A 14,769-nucleotide genomic window follows, 5' to 3' on the forward strand; every position below is an offset into this window, starting at 1 on the left:
CCAAGCCGCCAGAGAATGCAGCTTAGACCAACGCGGTACATATAATGACCAGCTTTCTAAACCGGGTCACTGAGAGACCCAACAAGCCGTTTCAGCGACTGGCAACCACTGCCCTACTCGCCCTTAGCACCGCGCTGAGCGTCGGCGAGACCCAAGCAGCCGGGTATGCGGGCACGCAGTTTGAAATCGAGATGATCGTATTTTCCCGCGAGGAAGGTATGCAGGCCTCGCGCGAGACCTGGCCGGCGACACCCAAACTCGCTTATGACAAGCACTGGGTGGACTTCAATTCGGCGTCGGCCACCGACCCGCTGCTGCCGGCACTGGAGCCGGCCGCGAATCGGCTGAACAACAAGGCCGCCAGCCTTAACCGCAACCCCAAGTACTCGGTATTGTTTCACAAAACCTGGCGACAGGTCCTGCAAACGGAGCGCAATGCACCGGCAGTCCTGATCAACGGTGGCATCGCCAGTGATGGCCACCACCAGCTGGAAGGCAGCGTTACTATCAGCGTTTCTCGATATCTGCACCTCAGCACCGACCTCTGGTTTAGCGAGTGGGCGCAACAGCTGCCGCAACCAATAACGCAACAACTTTCGCAACAACAGCCGCTGCAACCTGCTGGCTGGGACCAGAAAGCACCGCAGGCAGAGGACAACTCTACGGCTCGGGGTATTGCTGTCCCCACTCAGCCCCGCGCACCGTTGCTACCGGTAGCCGCTGACGCAGACAGCGAGCCGCTGGGCCTGGGCGCATCGGTTGAATCTGTCTCCGACACGTCTACCAGTTCCCCTACCAGCTCCTTTAGCAGTAACAATGCATTCAGCACCAGTGCAGACTTCGCCGCATTTGGCGAAGAGGAAAACACCCCGGCATTGCCCATGGAAAAAATCGCAGAGCGAGTGGCGGTACTGCAGGAAGAGCGCAGACTGCGCAGTGGCGAGCTGCACTATATAGACCACCCGAAATTGGGTGTGCTCATCGAGGTCCGCACCGTAGAAGAGACAGAGGATGGAGAGCAGGATCCCCTACTTCAATCTGACTAATCGCAATCGGCGCGAGGCGCGATGTGCGAGGACGGCCCCCAACGGGGCCGTCCGCGTATCTGCCCAACGCAAACTTATCGAACAATAATACGGATCGACATCCAATGATTACCAATGACGCCATTATCCTGGGTCTACTTGCCGCCATTCTTGGCTTTGTCTTCTATACCGCGGGTAGTGAACAGAGGTTCTGGAAACGCTTTTACCGCTTTGTTCCAGCGCTGTTACTGTGTTACTTCCTGCCATCGCTGCTCACCACCTTTCATATCATCGATGCGCACAACTCGAACCTGTATTTTGTTGCGTCGCGCTACCTGCTGCCCGCGAGTCTGGTGCTGCTCACCCTGAGTGTGGACCTGAAGGGAATTATCAATCTCGGGCCCAAGGCGCTCATCCTGTTCCTTACCGGTACCCTCGGTATTGTTATCGGCGGTCCAATCGCGCTACTGATAATGTCGGCGATTGATCCGGGCCTGTTGAATGGCAATGGCCCGGATGCAATCTGGCGCGGCATGACAACCGTTGCCGGCAGCTGGATTGGCGGTGGCGCCAACCAGGCGGCAATGAAAGAAGTGTTTGACGTGGGTGGACAGGTGTTCTCGGCGATGGTGGCCGTCGATGTGATCATCGCCAACTTGTGGATGGCGGTACTGCTGATCATGGCCGGCAATGCGAAGAAAATCGATGCCAAGTCTGGTGCGGACACCAGTGCCATCGATACCCTCAGGGAGCGGGTCGAGACCATGCAGCGCAAGCATGCGCGCAACCCCACCGTGCAGGACCTGATGCTTATTGCGGCGGTTGGATTTGGCATTACCGCCATCGCGCACGCCGGTGCAGACTTCCTCGCCCCCTGGTTTCAGGCGAATGCCCCGGAGCTCGCTCGCTTCAGCTTAACCAGTCCTTTTTTCTGGCTGATTATCATTGCCACGACGCTTGGCGTGGCCATGGCATTCTCTCCGGCGAAAAAGCTGGAAGGTGCCGGCGCGTCCAAGGTCGGCACGATCTTTATCTACTTCTTGGTTGCGACCATCGGCACGCACATGGACATTACCGCGCTGAGCGACAGTCCGGAGCTGTTCGTGCTCGGCCTGATCTGGATGGCGGTACACGCAGGCCTGCTGCTTCTAGTGGCCAAGCTAATCAAGGCACCACTCTTTTTCATGGCGGTCGGCAGCCAAGCAAACGTGGGCGGTGCGGCCTCGGCTCCGGTTGTGGCAGCGGCATTCCACCCGTCGCTCGCGCCGGTCGGCGTACTGCTTGCGGTTATGGGCTACGCACTCGGCACTTACGCAGCCTGGTTCTGCGGCCAATTGCTGCGTGTCGTCGGTGCCGGCTGACGCGGGCTCAGGGGAAATGTACCCAGGCGCCTTATAGCCTAGGCTCCAAACAGAGAGGCAGCGCGTGAATTGCGTGGTGCCTCTCTGCAAGTATGTAGGACATAAAAAAGCCCGCCGGGTAATGCCAAACAAGCATTACCCGGCGGGCTTTTACGTTGTGCGCTGCCGAAAATTATTCCGGTAGTCACCCAGAGATGGCTGGCGAATTACTCGCAGAGAACCACGTCTTCTGCCAACAGGCCTTTATCGCCCTGTTGCATTTCGAACTCGACTGCCTGACCTTCGTTCAAGGTCTTGTAGCCGTCGCCTCGAATGCTGCGGTAATGAACAAAAATATCCTCGGAACCTTCCGAGCAGGTGATAAAACCATAACCCCGGGCGTTATTAAACCACTTCACAGTACCCGTAACGCGATCACTCATTAAGCCAACCTCTTTTATTGTTATTGCGTTCGCCCTGGTTGCGGGCGATTCGCCTACCCCAATTTAGGTGCCCGATCCTCCGCGAGGCCGGACACTTTCTCGAAGCACCCATTCGGTGTATCGAATAGGTCCTTACCGATTCTTAGATAAAACTGCGCCACTGTCTAGGTTTGCATGTGAAATTAATGTTACTTCTCACCAACAATGCGCAATAAATCACCAAATTAGCCCAAAAGGTCCCAAATCCCTTGGCACACTGTGCTCAGCATGGGGTCTAACGTGAAATTTAACGTACGTGGCTAAGCTGACTATTGCGCACTTCTCGCCACCCTGCTCAAGCGCCGACTGGCCCGCCCACTCCCGTAGAGCGGTCCGCGATGGCCAGTTCTGGCAACTCCGCAATGTGCAATGTGGATGTTGGGAATGCGCAAGAGGCACCCTGGGCCTCAATAATTTTGAGGATCTTCAGTAGCACGTCCTGTTTGATCTCGTGGTAACGCACCCACTCCGTGGTCTTGGTGAAGGTGTAGATAAAGAAATCCAGGGAAGATGGCGCAAACGAATTGAAGTTCACGATAAGCGTTTGATTGGTATCAATCTCCGGGTGCCGCTCGAGCATGGCCCGCACCTCCCCCACCACAGACTCCATCAAGTGCGCATCCTCATAGCGAATGCCAATGGTTTCATAGATGCGTCGGTTCAACATGCGCGACGGATTTTCAACCGAAATCTGGGTAAAGGTGCCGTTCGGAATATACAGCGGGCGCTTGTCGAAGGTGCGGATTCGGGTCAGGCGCCAGCCAATATCTTCCACTGTCCCCTCAATTTCCTGGTCCGGGGAGCGCACCCAATCGCCGACCTTAAACGGGCGATCCAGGTAAATCATCAACCCACCAAAAAAGTTGGCCAGCAGATCCTTCGCCGCAAAACCGATCGCGAGGCCACCAATGCCCCCCATTGCCAATACGCCGCTCACGCTATAACCAAGGCGCTGCATGATTACCAATGCAGCGGTGATCATGATGGAGGCGCGTACCAGCTTGCCGATGGCGCGCACCGTGGTGGCATCAATCGGTTTGTGCATATAGCGCGGATCCGCCAGGTTCCGCTCAATTTCTTTGGCGAAGCGCAAGCCAAACCAGGCAACGACCACCACAAACCCGACCGCTCGCGGCTTGTCTGCCAGCCAGGAGAGCAGCTCTGAGCCAGTGGTGGCGGCAGTGCGCGCAGCCGCTACCGACAAACCCAACAGCCAGATCAAAATTGATGCAGGTGGGTCAATGGAATTAGCGAGTGCGTCATCCCATGGGTTAACGGTGCGCTCTGCCCGCGCCTGAAGCTGGAGAATAAAGCGCCCCACCAACCAGGAGGCCAGTGCGGTAAACAAAACAATGAAAAAGATTTCGGCAATCCAGAAGCGGTCATCCCCGACAAGGGAGCGCAAGAACGCTTTAGCTGACTCCACAAACTACTCCATATGCTGCAGACAAATGATGAAGGGATTATTGTCCGTATTTATATCCAGGATGCCAGCCACTCGCGTGTTTTTTGCCAACGGTCGCTCTTTTCCAGTGCATCCCAGTTGCTGATCCGCGGCTGGCCGCGCATGCGAGAGAGGCGTTCACTCGACGCAGGGTCCGCCGAATAGCCCTGCAGCGCATCCAGCACTTCGATTGCCCCCTGACGATTGTTACACACGATGCCCATATCGCATCCCGCAGAGAGCGCCGCATGAATGCGCTCCCGGTAACCACCAGCGGCTCCAGCGCCTTCCATGGTCAGGTCATCACTGAAGATAACCCCGTCAAATTTGAGTCGCTTGCGCAGGATCTCCTGTAGCCAGTAGCGCGAAAAGCCAACGGACTTGTCATCGACCTTGGCAAAACGAATATGTGCGGGCATCACGGCCTCCAATTCTCCAGCCGCAATACACTCCGCAAACGGAACTCCATCGGTGGCGAGAACTGTCTCGAGATCGCGCTCGTCCACCGGTAACTCCTCATGGCTGTCTTCCACAACCTGGCCATGGCCGGGGAAATGCTTGCCGGTGGTTGCCATACCGGCTTCATGCATACCGGCAATAAAGGGGCGCGCCTTATGGCATAGCGCCAGTGGGTCCTGCGCGAAACTGCGATCCCCCACAATTCGGCAGAAATCGTCGTCCGCATCCAGCACCGGGGCAAAGCTAAAATCCACACCTACCGCGAGTAGCTCGGCCGCCAGCAGCCAGCCAACATCCTGCAGTTGCTGCGTGTTCGCCTGCGCACTGAGCGCCTGCATTGAGGGAATACGGGTAAAAGAATCGCGGAATCGCTGTACCCTGCCCCCTTCCTGATCGACGGCCAACAGGATCTCGGGACGCACGGCACGAATCTCTGCAACAAGGCGTTCCAGTTGCGGACGGCTTTCATAATTGCGCGCAAAGAAAATCAAACCGCCCACATATGGGTGCCGTAACAGCTCGCGATCCTCCTCAGTAAGGGTCAAGCCGTCCACATCAATCATTACCGGGCCAATCTGAGCAGACATCGGTATGCACTCCACCATTAATTTTTAATCACGCAGCAAACGATCGGACAGCCAAAAACAACAATCAGCGAGCGACCGATAGCGACCAACAGATAGCAAGAATAGATCGCCGATTACCGGCTAATTAGCCGCCTTCGGCCGGCACAGGCGCGGTCAGCATAGCCACCGCGGCGGGCGCCAGCCGGGCAAGTGTCTCTTCCAGGCTGCTTTCTGCGCCGAAATCCTCCCTCAGGATAGCTTCAATCGCATCAAAGCTCGAAAGAGAAAACACGGTGGCACCCAGCATGAAATAAAGACGCCAGTAAAAGGTCACTGGATCCACGTGAGGCAAGGCGGTGGCTAGCGAGCCGGCAAAACGTCGGTAAGAATCGCCATAGCGGGACACGATAAAGCGCCGCAAGTGGCCCTGAGACTGGGTGTACGCCAACCCCAGCAAGCGCATAAAGCGTCTCGGGTCCCGCCCCTGACTCGCCAAGCCGGCAAGGGCAACCCGATACAGGCTCTGCAACAGGTCGTCCAGCTGCAGTGAGCCCTCTTCCTCGGTGGCCAGACGGGCGAGCTCTGCATCGAGAGAGGTCGTAAAAGGTGTAAGAAAGCGCTCGAATACCGCCTGAATCAGTTCTTTTTTCGAACCGAAATGGTAATTCACCGCTGCCAGATTCACCCCTGCGGTGCTGGTAATGGTACGCAAAGAGGTTTCGGTAAACCCGCGCTCGGCAAACAGCACTTCCGCAGCATCCAAGATCCGCTGAACGGTATCCAACTGACTCATAGCCATCTCACAACAATTCAAACCGACAATTTAAACGTTTGTTTTAACCGCCAGACTAGCACATACCGGCAATGATGGAATACGCGCATACGCAAACGATCTAATGCCAACTCCATTTGCTGCGCGTTGTGGTTACCGAGCGCACGCCCACGACATTAGATTGGCCATGAACATTTGAAAAATTCGCGCAACTCGTCGCATCTGCCGTAGCCCGGCATCTGCCATAGTCCGGCAACCATTGCGAGAGAGCTAGCGCCAAGAGTGGGCAGGCCCGCGATAAAAACCCGAGCCGGCCCCGATAAAGGAGGGCCAAGTCATGGCGAGAATCGCCCCTGAGATTGGCAGCTGGTTTGAAAACTTCGGCACGGGCGACCTTTTTGAGGTCGTCGCTGTCGATCACCCGTCACGCACCATCGAGATCCAGTATCTCGACGGCAGCATCGATGAAATCGAATTTCAAAGCTGGCCTTCCCTACCCGTCATCGGTGCTGCGGCGCCGGAAGATGCAAATGCCAGTTACGGTACCTTTGCGGATGAAATGGGCGACGAAGAAGATGCAGGCTTCAAAAGCCCCATCTTCTCACCCGCGCAAAGCGCCATCGACCGGCTAGAGGGAGACTCTTTTCCGGGCACCGACGAAGGCTTTTAACTTCTGATTTTCGTCAGCCACCTGCTATCGCCGGCAAGTTTGCGCTGCAACGCTTACTTGACTGGCGAGTTATTGCGCGCGCCATAAATCTGTATATAATCACAGCAACTGTATAAAAATACAGATCAAAGGAAGGCGCCCATGACAAATCTCACCGCACGCCAGGCTCAGGTTCTGGAACTGATCAAGAGCTATCTGGACGACACGGGCTACCCGCCCACACGAGCCGAAATTGCCCAGGAACTGGGATTTCGCTCACCCAACGCAGCGGAAGAACACCTAAAGGCACTGGCCCGTAAAGGCGCTATCGAAATGGTTGCCGGTGCGTCACGCGGCATCCGCATCCCCGACCACCACACTGGCCTGCCCATTGTGGGCCGCGTTGCCGCCGGCAACCCGGTTCTTGCGGAAGAGAACATCGAAGAATACTGTGAGATTCCCGCGGAATTTTTCCATCCACCAGCGGACTACCTGCTGCGTGTACACGGTATGAGCATGAAAGATGCCGGCATTCTGGATGGCGACTTATTGGCCGTACAGCGCACCGATAACATCCGCAATGGACAGATCGTTGTGGCGCGCATCGAAGATGAAGTAACGGTGAAGCGCTTCAAGCGGCGTGGTAATCAGGCCACAGTGCAGCTGCTGCCAGAGAATGAGGACTTCAATGTGATTGAGGTGGACATGCGTGACCGGAGCTTTGCTATCGAAGGATTGGCGGTCGGGGTGATTCGACAGAATCCGATCTGAAGACATTCCACGCAGTCGCTAGCCGAACAATTTCAGGTGTGAGATTTCAGGCATAAAAAAAACAGGGCAAAAGCCCTGTTTTTTTATGCCTGAAGGTCCTGTCAAACCTTCGTTTCAAGCCCGCTCTTCAGGCCTTCAGTGAATCGTGTGCTCGGTGATATCGACCACCTCTTCCTCGAAAGGCTCTGGCTCCATATCACCGATATCCTGAACCGCTTCGATCCCCGCCTCCAGCATGGCACGCGCGACCTCTACCTTGTGATCGCGCAAAAAGTGCATGCTCTCATCGGAGAAACGAATACGTACCAGAGGCTCGCCCTTGTGACCAGCGCGTCGCAGCGCTACATCACCATTGGACAGCTCAATGATTTCGTAAGTCTCTGTAGACATCCACTTCTCCGGTAACCACGTGATTTGGCAACCAGTGTACCACAGCGGCGGCCCACTAATCAGCGTGCTTCGACTAATAGATTTTTCGCTGGATTTATGGGCAACAGGCGCTCGCTGACACGGATCTACCGCGATCTACCACTCTTGGCTCTGCGCCCGCTGGCGCTGGATCAGCTCCACCAATGCCTGGTGCCAGCGGCGAAGGTTATCAGCCGTCAGACTAACGTCCTGCGGGTTTGCGGAGGGGTTGTCCAACTGGCGCACCGGAATCATGGATTCCACGCCAGAGGCGGCGTTCAGCGCGCCTGCCGGCCCTGGTGGGGCAGAAATCGACAGTTGCCACAGCCCGGCCCAAGCGCCGCAAAGTCCGCTCAGCCAACTCTGTGGATCCTCCGACAAGTTCACCAGCTCCGTGACATCGCCACTGAACTTGCCACGCCGGGACACCAGCGCAGCCAGCGCCTGCGCGCTTTCCGGCTCGGCGCCGACGGCAAACCCCAGCTGTAACTGATGCCCCTGCTCCGCGAGAAACGCACGGTAAGCACGCCACAGCTGCGTCAAAGCCGCCTCCCGAAGCGCGGTGCCCAGCAATGGCTGCCCGCTGGCAGCCTGCTGATGGTCGCCCAGCAGCAGCTGGGCCTTGCGCAATGCGGATGCCACCGTACCGGTGTAGGGATTGCTCACAACTTCCGTTCCCTTACTTTAGTGGGCGTTTCTCTTGGAGCCTCTACAGGCTGACCCGTTACTTCGCAGGAGCTTTCTTCGCTGCGGCTTTTTTGGTTGCTGCTTTCTTAGCGGGAGCTTTCTTGGCCGCCGTCTTTTTGGCAGCGGCCTTTTTGGCAGGCGCTTTCTTCGCAGCAGCCTTTTTCTTCGCGGGTGCTTTTTTAGCCGGCTCTTCTACCTGCCACTTGCCGTCGCGATAGAACGCCTTCCAACCAGTCGCCTTGCCGTCCTCTTCCGTCTGTACGTACTGTTCCTGGGTCTTGCGGCTGAAGCGCACCACGGTATCGCGGCCTTCGTTGTCTTCTGCCGGTGCAGAGAACAGGAAGCTGTACTTTGGATCGATCTCATCCTTGTGCGGCAGCAATTCCTTGATCCGCGGTGCACGGGTCTCACGGTTTTTCGGGAACTGGCTGGCAGCCAAAAACAGACCGGACGCGCCATCGCGCAGAATATAGGTGTCTTCGACTTTTTCGCAGGCAAGCTCCGGCATTGGCACCGGGTCCATTTTCGGGGGTGCCGGCTGGCCATTCTTGAGGAGCTTGCGGGTGTTTTTGCAGTCCTCGCTGGTACAACCGAAGTACTTGCCGAAACGGCCGGACTTCAACTGCATATCCGAACCACACTTGTCACATTCAATGACCGGGCCATCGTAGCCTTTGATCTTGAAAGTGCCCTGCTCTACTTCAAAACCGGTACAGTCCGGGTTGTTACCACAGATGTGCAGCTTGCGGTGTTCATCCACCAGGTAGCTATCCATGGCAGTGCCGCACTTGGGGCAGCGGCGCTTATCGCGCAGTTGACGCGTTTCCGCGTCCTCATCCTTCTCCGCATCAACCGCTTCCTCACCCGATACCAGGTTCATGGTATTCGTGCAGCGCTCCTTCGGCGGCAGGGCGTAGCCCGAGCAGCCCAGAAAAACGCCGGTGGAGCCGGTACGAATCTGCATGTGACGGCCGCACTTGCTGCACTCGATATCCGTGTCCGTCGGGTTATTCCGACGCATGCCGGCTTCTTTATCCTGCGCGGTTTCCAGACGTTTGCTGAAGTCCGAATAGAACTCGTTTAGCAGGTCCTTCCACCCCTTTTTGCCTTCCGCAACGGTGTCGAGGGATTCTTCGAGGCTGGCGGTAAAGCCGTAATCCATCAGGTCGGTAAAGCTCTCGCTCAGACGGTCGGTAACGATATCGCCCATTTTTTCCGCGTAAAAACGGCGGTTTTCCAGGCGCACGTAGCCGCGATCCTGAATGGTGGAAATAATCGATGCGTAGGTAGACGGACGGCCGATGCCACGTTTTTCCAGTTCTTTTACCAGTGCCGCTTCGCTGAAGCGCGCCGGCGGTTTGGTGAAATGCTGTTTCGGGTCGAGCTTTTGCAGGTTCAGTTTTTCGCCAACCTTGATATCCGGCAACACCAGATCTTCGTCTTTTTTGCTCTGTGCCGGCACGACCTTCAGGAAGCCGTCGAAACGGATCACACGACCGCGGGTGCGCAGTTCAAAGTCGCCAGCGGTAACCACCACCGAGGTAGAGGTAAACTTGGCTGGGGTCATCTGACAGGCAACAAACTGCTGCCAGATCAGGGTATACAGACGCTCAGCATCGCGCTCCATACCGGAAAGGCTGTTGGGCTTTACCCGCACATCCGATGGACGGATCGCTTCGTGCGCTTCCTGTGCACCTTCCTTGCTGCTGTAGCTATTCGGGGTTTCCGGCAAATATTTTTCGCCGTAGTTTTCACCGATAAATTCACGCGCAGAGGCGACCGCTTCCTTACTCAAATTGGTGGAGTCGGTTCGCATATAAGTGATGTAACCCGCCTCATAGAGACGTTGGGCCATCATCATGGTTTTCTTAACGCTGAACCCCAAACGGTTACTCGCCGCCTGCTGCAGGGTTGACGTGATATAAGGTGCGCTCGGTTTGGAACTGGTGGGCTTGTCATCCCGGGCACTCACCGTGAAATCGCTAGCCTGCAACGCTTTCAGCGCGGCCATGGCCTGCTCTTCATTGGTGGGACGGAATGCCTCACCGGCCTGCTTCTTCACTTCAAGGCGCAGGGCGTCAGACTTCGCCGTCTGGGTATCGGCGAACAGAGTCCAGTATTCTTCCGGAATAAACGCGCGGATCTCCCGCTCGCGTTCAACGACCAGCTTCACTGCCACGGACTGCACGCGGCCGGCAGAGAGACCGCGCGCCACTTTTTCCCACAGCAACGGTGAAACCATGTAGCCCACGATGCGATCGAGGAAGCGACGCGCCTGCTGCGCGTTTACCCGATCGATATCCAGGGGGCCGGGATCTTCAAACGCTTCCTGAATGGCGGACTTGGTAATTTCGTTGAACACCACGCGGCGATAGCGCCGCTCATCGCCACCAATGGCTTCGCGCAAGTGCCAGGCTATGGCTTCTCCCTCGCGGTCCAAATCCGTTGCGAGATATACGTGGTCAGCATTTGCCGCCAGCTTGCGCAATTCATCAACAACTTTTTCTTTGCCCGGGAGGATTTCATAGTGCGCCTCCCAGTTGTGATCCGGGTTAATACCCATGCGCTTGATCAGCTGTTCACGGGTTTTCTTGCGCTTGTACACCTCTTTGGCTTCTGGCGACAACTTGCGAGTTTCCGCAGCACGGCGCGCCCGTTCTTTGGGGTCGACAGCCTGCTTGGCGGAAGCACCGGTAGGAAGATCCCGGATATGACCAATACTGGACTTCACCACGAAGTCCTTTCCGAGATACTTGTTGATCGTTTTTGCCTTCGCCGGCGACTCGACGATGACCAGTGATTTACCCATAAGCCTTTGATTTCAATAAGAAAATTTACTGCTTGCGCAATCCGTGCTCACTGCTGTTTGCACAGTGCGTTGCGCGAATATATATGCTCCGACCCACCTCCGGTCAAGCGAGTTAAGCAAATTGGTGAACGATTCGACCGTCGGGACAGCTCCTCCGACCCGCGATTCGCCCCAGGGTTCAACCGGATAAAACAGTAGACCAGATCTCCAATACGGCCAGCCGCTCAAGCTAATCAGAGCGGCTCGCAACCGGCTGTTTTTAGCCCAATCCTGGCTCGGTGCGGGCAACCTGACGTATTGCTTCTTCTATTAAAGGGCGCTGCTCGGCCAACCCCTCAGTCACCGCCGCCAAACCCGCATCACCACTACGCTCGCGCCACTGAATACCCAACCCACTGTCGTTGGCAAAAATTCCAGTGGCATCCGCCGGCAGCCCAGCGATAAGCGCTTTGAGCGCCGGGCGCGCAGCCTCCGGCGCGGTGCGCCCGTTGCGCCAGTCCCAACGGCCGGCAAAATGCATTTCATGCTCAACGCGCTTCAGCTCCAGGCCCCAACCCGTCGCCAGACGGCGCGGATTTCGCCACTGGGAAAAATAAGTCGCCGCGGTGCCTTTACCCAGGGCATCCGGTAACGGCTGCATCTGCACCTTGAGTCCGGCAGTGGCGGCCTTATGACGCAGCTCTGCCAACTTGCGATCGCGCGCGCTCGGCTTGAGCCACATTACGGGACCAATCACCAGAACAATCGCGAAAATAATCGCGAAAATGGGAACCCAACTGGCCATGACGGCTTCCTTTCTCAACAATACACAGTAATTTGACGCGCCCTCTCACCACGATTTCGGGTTGCGATGTCGCTTCAGGGCGCGCATTCTCGTCCGTAACAGGGCGGTTGTGTCAAGTATGATTTTTTAAAGTAGACTGAATGGAGCCGTCGGCGGAGGGATAGTTCTGGCCCGGTTGCCGGCCACCTAGCCAAACAATTGTGCAGATCAAGGGGGAGTAATGACGGGCTATAACAACATCCTGGTGGGACTGGACCTTTCTGACGAATCTTCTCAAGTGTTAGCGCGCGCGCAACAAATTGCTGCCTGCACCGAGGCGCAGCTGACCCTCGCGCACATTATTGAGCCTTTGACCTTCGCCTACGGTGGCGATATCCCCATGGACCTGTCAGAGGTGCAAGAGCAGCTACAAAACCAGGCCAAAGAGCAGTTGCGCAAATCGGCGCAGGCACTCGGTATTTCAGAAGATCGACAACACGTGATGCTGGGGCAGCCGGCCACCGAAATTCACCGGCTCGCCGAAGAAAGCGGCTGCGATTTGATCGTAATCGGCAGCCACGGGCGCCACGGTCTGGCGTTGCTTTTGGGCTCGACGGCAAATGGGGTGCTGCACGGCGCAGGCTGTGATGTCCTGGCCGTCCGCGTCCACACTCCCGAGGAATAGGCGGGTTACAGACTATCCAGCTCTGCCCAGCGCTCAAATGCCTGCTCCAGGGACTGCTGCAAATCACCCAGGACCTGCAGGCGCTCCTGCACCTTGGCGTTGTCCTGCTGGTAAAAATCTGGCGCAGCCACTTCGGCCTCCAGTGCGGCAATATCGTTTTCCAGGCTCTCAATTTGCCCCGGTAGTGCATCCAGTTCTCGCTGCAGCTTGTAACTGAGTTTTTTCGGCTTGGCGGCCGGTTTCTGAGCCGCCGCGCTGCTCCCTTCTGCGCCGTCTGCCGCGATAGGCTTTGCTTGCTTACGTGCCTTCAGCTGTTCTTCAGCACTGAGAAACTTCCCGCCCTGCCGGACAAAATCCTCATAACCACCCACGTATTCCCGCACCCTGCCTTCACCCTCGAAGGCGAGGCAGCTCTCCACTACATTGTCGAGGAAGGCGCGATCGTGGCTTACCAGGAGTACCGTGCCGGGAAAATCCATCAGCAGCTGTTCGAGCAGCTCTAGCGTCTCCACATCGAGGTCATTGGTCGGCTCGTCGAGCACAAGAATATTAGCCGGCTGGCTGAACAGCTTGGCCAGCAGCGCGCGGTTGCGCTCGCCACCACTGAGTGCGCCGACTTTGGTGCGCGCCTTGACACCGGTAAACAAGAAGTCGCTGAGATAGCCCATTACGTGCTTGGTGCTACCACCCACCTGAATGTTTTCGCGGCCCTCGGCAATGTTGTCGACCACAGAAAGTTCGGGGTCCAGTACATCGCGCCGCTGGTCAAAGTAGGCAACCTGCTGCTTGGTACCCAAACGAATCGAGCCGGACTGCGGTTGCAGCTCACCCAGCAGCAATTTGATCAGGGTACTTTTGCCGACGCCATTCGGCCCGATCAGGCCAACCTTGTCGCCACGCATCAGGGTGAAATTAAGGTCGCGCACCAGTGGTGCGGTGGAACCCTGCTCCACCTCAAACCCGAAGGTGACGTCTTTCAGTTCCGCCACCAGCTTGCCGGAGCGCTCACCGGAATCCAGTGACATTTTGGCGACGCCCTGACGATCACGCCGCGCCTTGCGCTCATTGCGCAACGCCTTCAACGCCCGTACCCGGCCCTCATTGCGGGTACGCCGGGCCTTGATACCCTGACGAATCCAGGTCTCTTCCTGTGCCAGCTTCTTGTCGAAGAGCGCATCACTGCGGGCCTCTTCCTCGAGCTGCTTCTCTTTCTCCTGCTGATAGCGATCAAACTGGCAGTTGAAGACACGCAGAATACCGCGATCCAAATCCCATACACTGGTGGCAAGACGCTGCGCCAGGGCACGGTCGTGGCTCACAAACAGCAAGGCACCGCGATAACTGGCCAGGAAATCTTCCAACCACTCCACTGCCGCGATATCCAGGTGGTTGGTCGGCTCATCGAGGATCAGCAAATCTGGTTCCGTCACCAGGGCCCGCGCCAGCGCCGCGCGGCGTTGCCAGCCGCCGGAAAGGTCCTGCACTTGGGCGCTCTCGTCCAGATCCAGGCGGTCGAGCACACTGTCAATCTTCGCCAGTAACTCCCAGCCGTGGGCGTTTTCAATCTTCGCCTGCAGGTCAGGATTCTGGTTGTCACGGTACTCGGCGAGCCAGGCTCCCACCTCACCCAGGCCCTCGGCTACATAGCGGTATACCGACTGGCTGCAATCTTCCGGCAGCGCCTGTTCGAGGGTTGCGAGCACCAGCCCAGTCTGGCGCACGATCTCGCCTTCATCCGGGTCACCCTTGCCGGCAATCAGGCTGAGCAAGCTGGACTTGCCCTCACCGTTACGGCCAACCAGGCAAATACGGTCTCCACGGTCAATTTTTGCAGTGACACCATCGGCCAGGACCTGAACGCCATAGCGCAATCCCACGCCATCCAACTGAAGCAACATAAATAACAACT

The 14,769-nt window shown here is 57.0% G+C and carries 14 protein-coding genes; 5 read left to right on the forward strand and 9 right to left on the reverse strand.

The genetic code is table 11. The features are described 5' to 3' along the window. The first annotated feature begins 44 nt into the window (after nucleotides 1-44). Nucleotides 45-1,046: a lipoprotein gene (locus AS89_RS0101790; protein ID WP_010130550.1), complete on the forward strand. Its 1,002-nt coding sequence runs from the start codon at nucleotides 45-47 to the stop codon at nucleotides 1,044-1,046. Nucleotides 1,047-1,150: 104 nt separating this feature from the next. Further along, nucleotides 1,151-2,386: a DUF819 family protein gene (locus AS89_RS0101795; protein WP_010130551.1), complete on the forward strand. Its 1,236-nt coding sequence runs from the start codon at nucleotides 1,151-1,153 to the stop codon at nucleotides 2,384-2,386. 206 nt (nucleotides 2,387-2,592) lie between these two features. Here the strand turns inward: AS89_RS0101795 and AS89_RS0101800 are convergent, their stop codons facing one another. From AS89_RS0101800 to AS89_RS0101815, 4 genes are all read right to left on the reverse strand, one after another. Further along, nucleotides 2,593-2,808 carry a cold-shock protein gene (locus AS89_RS0101800; protein WP_010130552.1) on the reverse strand — a complete coding sequence of 72 codons (216 nt, stop codon included), beginning with the start codon at nucleotides 2,806-2,808 and terminating at the stop codon, nucleotides 2,593-2,595. A 334-nt stretch (nucleotides 2,809-3,142) separates the two neighbouring features. Next, nucleotides 3,143-4,273, reverse strand: a complete 1,131-nt coding sequence (locus AS89_RS0101805) for a mechanosensitive ion channel family protein (RefSeq protein ID WP_010130553.1) — start codon at nucleotides 4,271-4,273, stop codon at nucleotides 3,143-3,145. Between the two features lie 50 nt (nucleotides 4,274-4,323). After that, nucleotides 4,324-5,337: a beta-N-acetylhexosaminidase gene (gene nagZ, locus AS89_RS0101810; protein ID WP_010130554.1), complete on the reverse strand. Its 1,014-nt coding sequence runs from the start codon at nucleotides 5,335-5,337 to the stop codon at nucleotides 4,324-4,326. A 124-nt stretch (nucleotides 5,338-5,461) separates the two neighbouring features. Continuing rightward, the gene (locus AS89_RS0101815; RefSeq protein ID WP_010130555.1) at nucleotides 5,462-6,109 is read right to left on the reverse strand and encodes a TetR/AcrR family transcriptional regulator; all 648 of its coding nucleotides are present in this window, start codon (nucleotides 6,107-6,109) and stop codon (nucleotides 5,462-5,464) included. A 316-nt stretch (nucleotides 6,110-6,425) separates the two neighbouring features. Between AS89_RS0101815 and AS89_RS18065 the strand changes: the two genes are divergently transcribed. Both AS89_RS18065 and lexA read left to right on the forward strand, forming a co-directional pair. After that, nucleotides 6,426-6,758, forward strand: a complete 333-nt coding sequence (locus AS89_RS18065) for a DUF6763 family protein (protein ID WP_010130556.1) — start codon at nucleotides 6,426-6,428, stop codon at nucleotides 6,756-6,758. Nucleotides 6,759-6,899: 141 nt separating this feature from the next. Then, the gene (gene lexA / locus AS89_RS0101825; protein ID WP_010130558.1) at nucleotides 6,900-7,508 is read left to right on the forward strand and encodes a transcriptional repressor LexA; all 609 of its coding nucleotides are present in this window, start codon (nucleotides 6,900-6,902) and stop codon (nucleotides 7,506-7,508) included. A gap of 135 nt (nucleotides 7,509-7,643) precedes the next feature. On the opposite strand, the gene AS89_RS0101830 is transcribed toward lexA, so the two are convergent. The 4 genes from AS89_RS0101830 to AS89_RS0101845 all read right to left on the reverse strand — a co-directional run bounded on the left by AS89_RS0101830 (nucleotide 7,644) and on the right by AS89_RS0101845 (nucleotide 12,196). Beyond that, nucleotides 7,644-7,898, reverse strand: coding sequence for a hypothetical protein (locus AS89_RS0101830; RefSeq protein ID WP_010130559.1), 255 nt, complete (start codon nucleotides 7,896-7,898; stop codon nucleotides 7,644-7,646). Nucleotides 7,899-8,033: 135 nt separating this feature from the next. Continuing rightward, nucleotides 8,034-8,582 (reverse strand): DUF6586 family protein, encoded by a 549-nt coding sequence (locus AS89_RS0101835; RefSeq protein ID WP_010130560.1) that lies wholly within the window; start codon nucleotides 8,580-8,582, stop codon nucleotides 8,034-8,036. A gap of 58 nt (nucleotides 8,583-8,640) precedes the next feature. After that, a complete protein-coding gene (gene topA / locus AS89_RS0101840) occupies nucleotides 8,641-11,412 on the reverse strand; it encodes a type I DNA topoisomerase (protein ID WP_010130561.1) in 2,772 nt (923 codons plus the stop codon). Between the two features lie 259 nt (nucleotides 11,413-11,671). Continuing rightward, entirely contained in the window at nucleotides 11,672-12,196 is a 525-nt protein-coding gene (locus AS89_RS0101845; RefSeq protein ID WP_010130564.1) for a hypothetical protein, read from the reverse strand. Between the two features lie 220 nt (nucleotides 12,197-12,416). Here AS89_RS0101845 and AS89_RS0101850 point away from each other — a divergent pair, with 220 nt between their 5' ends. Beyond that, on the forward strand, nucleotides 12,417-12,860 hold the full coding sequence (locus AS89_RS0101850) for a universal stress protein (protein ID WP_010130566.1): 444 nt from the start codon (nucleotides 12,417-12,419) through the stop codon (nucleotides 12,858-12,860). A gap of 5 nt (nucleotides 12,861-12,865) precedes the next feature. Here AS89_RS0101850 and AS89_RS0101855 read toward each other — a convergent pair whose 3' ends face one another. After that, nucleotides 12,866-14,758: an ATP-binding cassette domain-containing protein gene (locus AS89_RS0101855; RefSeq protein WP_010130568.1), complete on the reverse strand. Its 1,893-nt coding sequence runs from the start codon at nucleotides 14,756-14,758 to the stop codon at nucleotides 12,866-12,868. Nucleotides 14,759-14,769 lie beyond the last annotated feature (11 nt).

The sequence above is a fragment of the Microbulbifer agarilyticus S89 genome (assembly GCF_000220505.1).
Lineage (GTDB): Bacteria > Pseudomonadota > Gammaproteobacteria > Pseudomonadales > Cellvibrionaceae > Microbulbifer > Microbulbifer agarilyticus_B.

Coding starts and splice junctions, on each gene's coding strand:
- AS89_RS0101790 (WP_010130550.1), top strand. CDS start 45: ATGACCAGCTTTCTAAACCGGGTCACTGAGAGACCCAACAAGCCGTTT.
- AS89_RS0101795 (WP_010130551.1), top strand. CDS start 1,151: ATGATTACCAATGACGCCATTATCCTGGGTCTACTTGCCGCCATTCTT.
- AS89_RS0101800 (WP_010130552.1), bottom strand. CDS start 2,808: ATGAGTGATCGCGTTACGGGTACTGTGAAGTGGTTTAATAACGCCCGG.
- nagZ (WP_010130554.1), bottom strand. CDS start 5,337: ATGTCTGCTCAGATTGGCCCGGTAATGATTGATGTGGACGGCTTGACC.
- AS89_RS0101815 (WP_010130555.1), bottom strand. CDS start 6,109: ATGAGTCAGTTGGATACCGTTCAGCGGATCTTGGATGCTGCGGAAGTG.
- AS89_RS18065 (WP_010130556.1), top strand. CDS start 6,426: ATGGCGAGAATCGCCCCTGAGATTGGCAGCTGGTTTGAAAACTTCGGC.
- lexA (WP_010130558.1), top strand. CDS start 6,900: ATGACAAATCTCACCGCACGCCAGGCTCAGGTTCTGGAACTGATCAAG.
- AS89_RS0101830 (WP_010130559.1), bottom strand. CDS start 7,898: ATGTCTACAGAGACTTACGAAATCATTGAGCTGTCCAATGGTGATGTA.
- topA (WP_010130561.1), bottom strand. CDS start 11,412: ATGGGTAAATCACTGGTCATCGTCGAGTCGCCGGCGAAGGCAAAAACG.
- AS89_RS0101845 (WP_010130564.1), bottom strand. CDS start 12,196: ATGGCCAGTTGGGTTCCCATTTTCGCGATTATTTTCGCGATTGTTCTG.
- AS89_RS0101850 (WP_010130566.1), top strand. CDS start 12,417: ATGACGGGCTATAACAACATCCTGGTGGGACTGGACCTTTCTGACGAA.
- AS89_RS0101855 (WP_010130568.1), bottom strand. CDS start 14,758: ATGTTGCTTCAGTTGGATGGCGTGGGATTGCGCTATGGCGTTCAGGTC.